This window comes from Empedobacter sp. UBA2044, assembly GCF_002333005.1.
Classification (GTDB): Bacteria; Bacteroidota; Bacteroidia; order Flavobacteriales; family Weeksellaceae; genus Empedobacter; species Empedobacter falsenii_B.
The window spans coordinates 1-6,039 of record NZ_DDBA01000005.1 but is presented as its reverse complement, the minus strand read 5'-3'; the positions used below and the strand labels follow the sequence as shown (position 1 = coordinate 6,039).

The window sequence follows — 6,039 nt, the reverse complement described above, 5'->3', positions numbered from 1 at the left end:
AACTTACAACTCATAACTCGAAAACAGCCCTATAATCTCCTCAAGGGGATAGTTTAACTTCTATTCCTATTCCTTTAAGTCTTATGTCTTATAACTTATCACTCAAAACTCAGAACTTATAACCCGCGTTAGGGATAGTAGTAAAAATCCTTTTGTAGGAATTGGAACTTTCTTACTTGAAATTGAATCTTCTTCTACAAAAGATTGGAACGGATAGTCCGACCGAAGGGAACGCCCAAATTAATTTTTGTTAGGCACTATAAATTATTTGAAATTTATTAATTTATATAGATCATTTATTTTTTTAATAGAATCATTATCTAAATAATATAGGAAAAATAGGTTCTTGTCTATCTCAACAAAACCAGTAATCATATAAGATTTTTCGTTTTTTGATTCAATTAATAAATCAGGTTTATAATCATTGTTAATATCTAGCTCAACCATACCTTTTAAAGCATAAAGCTTTATTCTATCATTTATAATTGAATCGATGGGATTTCCTTTTATATTATAATTTACAATGGGTTTATGTATAAAGAAATCATCTGGAAAGTACATTTCTTCATATTTAGTATTTTCAAAATTATATACATCAGGACTCCGAAAAAATAATATTTTTTTCATCATTCTTTTATTAATTTCGATAATTTCTCCTAAGTTATATATCCTTATGATTGATTTTATTTTATCATCAATTGTTTCAGGATTGTATGTGTAATTTAAATTTACTTGCCTTACTTTATTTGATTTGGAATCGAAATTTACTGTAATATTCTTTAAGTTTTTATCGTCAACAATTGAAAACAAGTGAGAATTAAAAGATTTTAACGATTTAAATTGTGCATTATTTACAGGTGGAACTTTATAATAAAGTTCATTATAAGATTCAAATTGATAATTATTAAAAGTCTTACGAACTAAATATAAAGTATAAGTTGCAGAAAGTACCAATAATATAAAGAATAGAAATATAAATATCTTTTTCATAATTAATTATTATCGAAATATCAATTGTAGTAGCTTTCATAGATGCTTTTACAAGTGTTATCCATTCATATTCATTATCCATAAATATATGAATAAAAAAGAATTACACATACAAAAAAAAGCCCAACCAAAGTTGAGCTTGTATTTATCCAAAATAAAATGAATCGCGATCATTTAGAAAATTGAAATGCTTTCGAGTTTTATCTTGTTCTTCTTTATCAATTTCGAACTGTAAAATTTCGGGATGATTGTTAATTGTTTCCAAATCTTGTCCCAATGTATCAAATAAATGCGAATCGCCTTGATACTCGAGATTATAGCCATCTACGCCAATTCTATTTACACCAGCAATAAAAGCCATATTTTCGATTGCTCGAGCTTTTAGGAGTGAAATCCAAGCTTCTCGACGTGCTTTTGGCCAACTAGCGTTACAAAGTATCAAATCGTAGGGATTTTCCTCAGTATTGCGAATCCAAACTGGAAATCGTAAATCGTAGCAAACAATAGGACGAATTTGCCATCCTTTATAATCTATCGTTACAATTTTATCTCCTGCAGAATATACCCCAGCTTCTTTTCCGTAACTGAACAAATGTTTCTTATCGTAAATATAAATAGAGCCGCTTGGACAGATGAAATAAAATCGGTTATAGTATTTATCGTTTTCATGTGTAGAAATGCTTCCAGCAATCACAGAATTCAATTCTTTGGCTTTGTGTTGCATCCATTCGAAGGTTTCTCCAAAAGGTTTTTGACCAATTTTTTCTACATTCATCGAAAATCCCGAAGCAAACATTTCTGGTAACAATATAATATCAGTTTGATGATTGGCTAATAATTCATTTAAATAAGCGTGATTAGCTTTTGCATCTTCCCAGATTATATCGTATTGTATTAATGATATTTTAAGTTTATTTTGAATCTCCATTGTTAATAAATTTTTGATCTAATTTTGGTTTATTAGATTGGTTGATGATGTAATACATAAAGATAAATATAAAAAAACCAATAAACGAACCACCAACGGTATCAATCGCAAAATGGCGCGATAAGTAGATTCTACTAATTGCGATACTTGGAAAATGAAGTGCAAAAAATAATTGTAACCATCTGTTTTTGGTTAATAAACATAAAGTCATCGAAATTATTGCAGCTGTTAATGAATGTCCTGAAGGAAAAGTTGAAGCCATTTGTATCGCATAATCTTTGACTAGAATAATGTCTATTTTTTTCTGTGTAAAATAATATCCAGGACGTAAAACTTGTTCGAAATAGACATTCTTAAAGAAAACACTAATTGTTGTTGCAACTGCTCCAGAAACTAATAAATAATAAAAATATCTTCGAGTTGTTTTCCAAAATAGATAACCAAGAAGTATAAAAAATAAATAATAGGTTCCGAAATCGGTATAAAAAACAAAGAGTTTATCGAGATAATGATTGCTGTATTGATTGAAATGCAGATGTAATTCGTCGCGACCATAATATTGCGTCATAGCAATTGCAGCAAAATTGTAGATAAAAAAAACGACAAAAAATGGCCAAATTCTTAGAAATAAATCTTTTTGTTGATTCATTTGAGTTGGGTTTTTAAATAACATTTATGATGAGATTCCAAATAAGTCTAGAATGACATTCATTCAAATTTAAGCAAAAAAAAAACTTGACTAAATAGCCAAGTTTTAAAACGTTTTAATATTGTTTAAAAAAATTATTTTACTTTTTCTACGATTGCTTTGAAAGCTTCTGGATTGTTCATCGCTAAGTCAGCTAAAACTTTACGATTTAATTCAATTCCAGCTTTGTGGATAGCTCCCATAAATTTAGAGTAAGACAATCCGTGTAATCTTGCTCCAGCGTTAATTCTTTGAATCCATAACGCACGGAAATTTCTTTTCTTTTGACGTCTATCGCGGTAAGCGTATACTAAACCTTTTTCTACTGCATTTTTAGCAACAGTCCAAACGTTTTTTCTTCTTCCGTAATATCCTTTTGCAAGTTTTAAAACTCTTTTTCTTCTAGCTCTTGACGCAACTGCGTTTACTGATCTTGGCATAATTTTTAATTTTTTTGTAGTGGGCGAGATTGCTCTGCTTTAAGGCCCATCGACAGGGTTAATAATGAATTAATAAACCAAATAAGAACACGTTCTTATTTTAATCTTAATTGTTGTTTTACTGAATGAACATCAGCTTGATCAACTAAACCAGTTTGAGTTAAATTTCTCTTTTGTTTAGTCTCTTTTTTTGTTAGGATGTGGCTTTTAAAAGCGTGTTTTCTTTTAATTTTACCTGTTCCTGTTAATTTGAAACGTTTTTTCGCTCCAGATTTTGTTTTTAATTTTGGCATGATTACAAATATTTAAAATTAAAACGTTTTTTATTTTTTGTAAGATGATAAGAACCTAATTATTTCTTAGGTCCCATCATCATAATCATTCTTTTACCTTCAAGTTTTGGCATTTGTTCTACTTTTCCAACATCTTCCAATTCTTGAGCTAAACGTAACAATAAGATTTCTCCTTGATCTTTAAAGATAATAGAACGTCCTTTGAAGAAAACATACGCTTTCAATTTTGAACCTTCTTCTAAGAAAGATCTTGCGTGACGTCTTTTGAATTCGTAATCATGATCATCTGTTTGAGGACCGAAACGAATTTCTTTCACGACAACTTTCTGCTGTTTAGCTTTAAGTTCTTTTTCTTTTTTCTTTTGTTCGTATAAGAATTTTTTGTACTCTACGACACGACAAACAGGTGGAATGGCTTTTTCACTGATCATTACCAAATCTAAACCTTGTTCTTCTGCAAGTTCTAAAGCTTTAGCTATTGGATATACACCAGGTTCTATACCTTCTCCAACAACGCGTACTTCTTTCGCGTCAATCTTATCATTGATCTTGTGTTGATCTTCCTTAATTACTCTGGCTGGACCTCTGCCGCCTTTTCTTCTAATTGCGATAGTTATTCTGTTTTAAATTATTTTAATTTGATTTGTTCTTTCATGAAGTCGATAAACGCTTGAATCGTCATCTCTCCTAAATCACCTTCTCCGTGTCTTCTTACAGAAACTGTACCGTTTTCTGCTTCTTTTTCACCGATGATTAACATGAAAGGAATTTTACCGATTTCGGCATCACGGATTTTTTTACCAGTTTTCTCGTTTCTACTGTCAATCAGTCCGTTAATTTCTTCTTCGGCCAGCAAATTTAATACTTTTTCTCCATATTCCACATATTTTTCGCTAATTGGTAAAATTGTGAATAAATCTGGTGTTAACCAAAGTGGTAAATTCCCTGCTGTATTTTCTAACAAAATGGCAATGAAACGTTCCATAGAGCCGAATGGCGCACGGTGAATCATTACTGGTCTGTGTTTTTCGTTGTCTGCTCCAGTGTAAGTTAAATCAAAACGATCTGGTAAATTATAATCCACTTGGATTGTTCCTAATTGCCATTGACGTCCTAATGCATCTTTCACCATAAAGTCTAACTTAGGTCCATAGAATGCAGCTTCGCCATATTCTACAACTGTTGGTAAACCTTTTTCTGCTGATGCTGTGATAATTGCTTGTTCAGCTTTTTCCCAGTTTTCGTCAGATCCGATGTATTTTTCTTTATTCTCTGGATCTCTTAATGAGATTTGAGCCGAATAATTATCAAATCCAAGATTTGTAAATACATATAATACTAAATCAATTACTTTTTTGAATTCTTCTAATAATTGATCTGGTGTACAGAATAAGTGAGCATCATCTTGAGTAAATCCACGAACACGCGTTAAACCGTGTAATTCTCCTGATTGTTCGTAACGATAAACTGTACCAAACTCTGCATAACGTTTTGGTAAATCGCGGTACGACCATTGAGATGTTTTGTAAATCTCACAATGATGTGGACAGTTCATTGGTTTTAACAAGAATTCTTCTCCTTCGTTTGGCGTTTTAATTGGCTGAAAACTATCTGCACCATATTTTGCATAGTGACCAGAAGTTACATACAATTCTTTTTGACCAATGTGTGGAGAAATTACCATTTCGTAACCCATTTTTTGTTGCTCTTTCAATAAGAAGTTTTCTAATTTTCTTCTCAAAGCAGCTCCTTTTGGTAACCAAAGTGGTAAACCTGCACCAACTTTTTCAGAGAAAGCAAATAAACCTAATTCTTTCCCTAATTTACGGTGATCACGTTTTTTTGCTTCTTCTAATAACTCAAGATATTCTGTTAAATCTTTTTGTTTTGTGAATGTAATACCATAAACACGAGTCAACATCTTGTTTTTCTCATCTCCACGCCAATAAGCTCCCGCAACATTCAAGATTTTTGCAGCTTTCACAATTCCAGTGTTTGGAATGTGTCCACCACGACATAAATCTGTAAAATTATCGTGTGTACAGAATGTAATATCTCCATCTTGTAGATTAGAGATTAATTCTGTTTTGTATTCATTGTCTTTGTATGTCTCTAATGCTTCTGCTTTTGAAACTGAATATAATTTGAATTCAGCTTTTTTCTTTGCATTCTCTAACATTGCTTTTTCTACTTTCGCAAAATCAGCTTCTGTAAATTTATCCTCACCAAAATCAACATCGTAATAGAAACCTTTGTCAATCGCAGGTCCAATAGTTAATTTAGCATTTGGATAAAACTCTAAAATAGCTTGCGCTAATAAGTGAGCAGATGAATGCCAAAAAGCTTTTTTACCCATTTCATCATTCCAGGTTAACAATTTGATCGTTGCATCTGTGGTGATTGGGGTTGTTGTTTCAACTTGTTGATCGTTTACTATAGCCGAAATTACATTACGTGCTAAACCTTCACTAATGCTTAGCGCCACGTCCATAGGAGTTACGCCACTCTCATACTGTCTTACACTTCCATCTGGAAGAGAAATGTTTATCATCTTACTTTTAGAATTTGTACTAGGATGCAAAATTACGAATTTTCTGTAAGTTGACGAAATTTTTAAAGGGTTGATTTTGTTTGATTATTGATTATTTAGAATATTTTAAATATTAACTAGATGTCATACTGAAACGAGTTCCTTTAGAT

7 protein-coding genes are annotated in these 6,039 nt (G+C 31.4%); all 7 read right to left on the bottom strand.

What is annotated here, in order from left to right; translation table 11 throughout:
- Window positions 1-264: 264 nt before the first annotated feature.
- The 7 genes from B4E59_RS00980 to thrS all read right to left on the bottom strand — a co-directional run bounded on the left by B4E59_RS00980 (window position 265) and on the right by thrS (window position 5,890).
- On the bottom strand, window positions 265-990 hold the full coding sequence (locus B4E59_RS00980; protein ID WP_291050771.1) for a hypothetical protein: 726 nt from the start codon (window positions 988-990) through the stop codon (window positions 265-267).
- A gap of 145 nt (window positions 991-1,135) precedes the next feature.
- Window positions 1,136-1,918 carry a nitrilase-related carbon-nitrogen hydrolase gene (locus tag B4E59_RS00975; protein ID WP_286496429.1) on the bottom strand — a complete coding sequence of 261 codons (783 nt, stop codon included), beginning with the start codon at window positions 1,916-1,918 and terminating at the stop codon, window positions 1,136-1,138.
- Window positions 1,902-2,567, bottom strand: a complete 666-nt coding sequence (locus tag B4E59_RS00970) for a phosphatase PAP2 family protein (RefSeq protein ID WP_185144154.1) — start codon at window positions 2,565-2,567, stop codon at window positions 1,902-1,904. The genes B4E59_RS00975 and B4E59_RS00970 overlap by 17 nt, the downstream gene beginning before the upstream one ends.
- A 134-nt stretch (window positions 2,568-2,701) precedes the next feature.
- Complete coding sequence (rplT, locus tag B4E59_RS00965; RefSeq protein WP_038337134.1) at window positions 2,702-3,046, bottom strand: 50S ribosomal protein L20; 345 nt, start codon at window positions 3,044-3,046, stop codon at window positions 2,702-2,704.
- 95 nt (window positions 3,047-3,141) lie between these two features.
- Window positions 3,142-3,339 carry a 50S ribosomal protein L35 gene (rpmI, locus tag B4E59_RS00960; protein ID WP_038337133.1) on the bottom strand — a complete coding sequence of 66 codons (198 nt, stop codon included), beginning with the start codon at window positions 3,337-3,339 and terminating at the stop codon, window positions 3,142-3,144.
- Window positions 3,340-3,398: 59 nt separating this feature from the next.
- Window positions 3,399-3,908 carry a translation initiation factor IF-3 gene (gene infC / locus B4E59_RS00955; RefSeq protein WP_236688239.1) on the bottom strand — a complete coding sequence of 170 codons (510 nt, stop codon included), beginning with the start codon at window positions 3,906-3,908 and terminating at the stop codon, window positions 3,399-3,401.
- Between the two features lie 59 nt (window positions 3,909-3,967).
- The gene (thrS, locus tag B4E59_RS00950) at window positions 3,968-5,890 is read right to left on the bottom strand and encodes a threonine--tRNA ligase (RefSeq protein ID WP_291047019.1); all 1,923 of its coding nucleotides are present in this window, start codon (window positions 5,888-5,890) and stop codon (window positions 3,968-3,970) included.
- Window positions 5,891-6,039 lie beyond the last annotated feature (149 nt).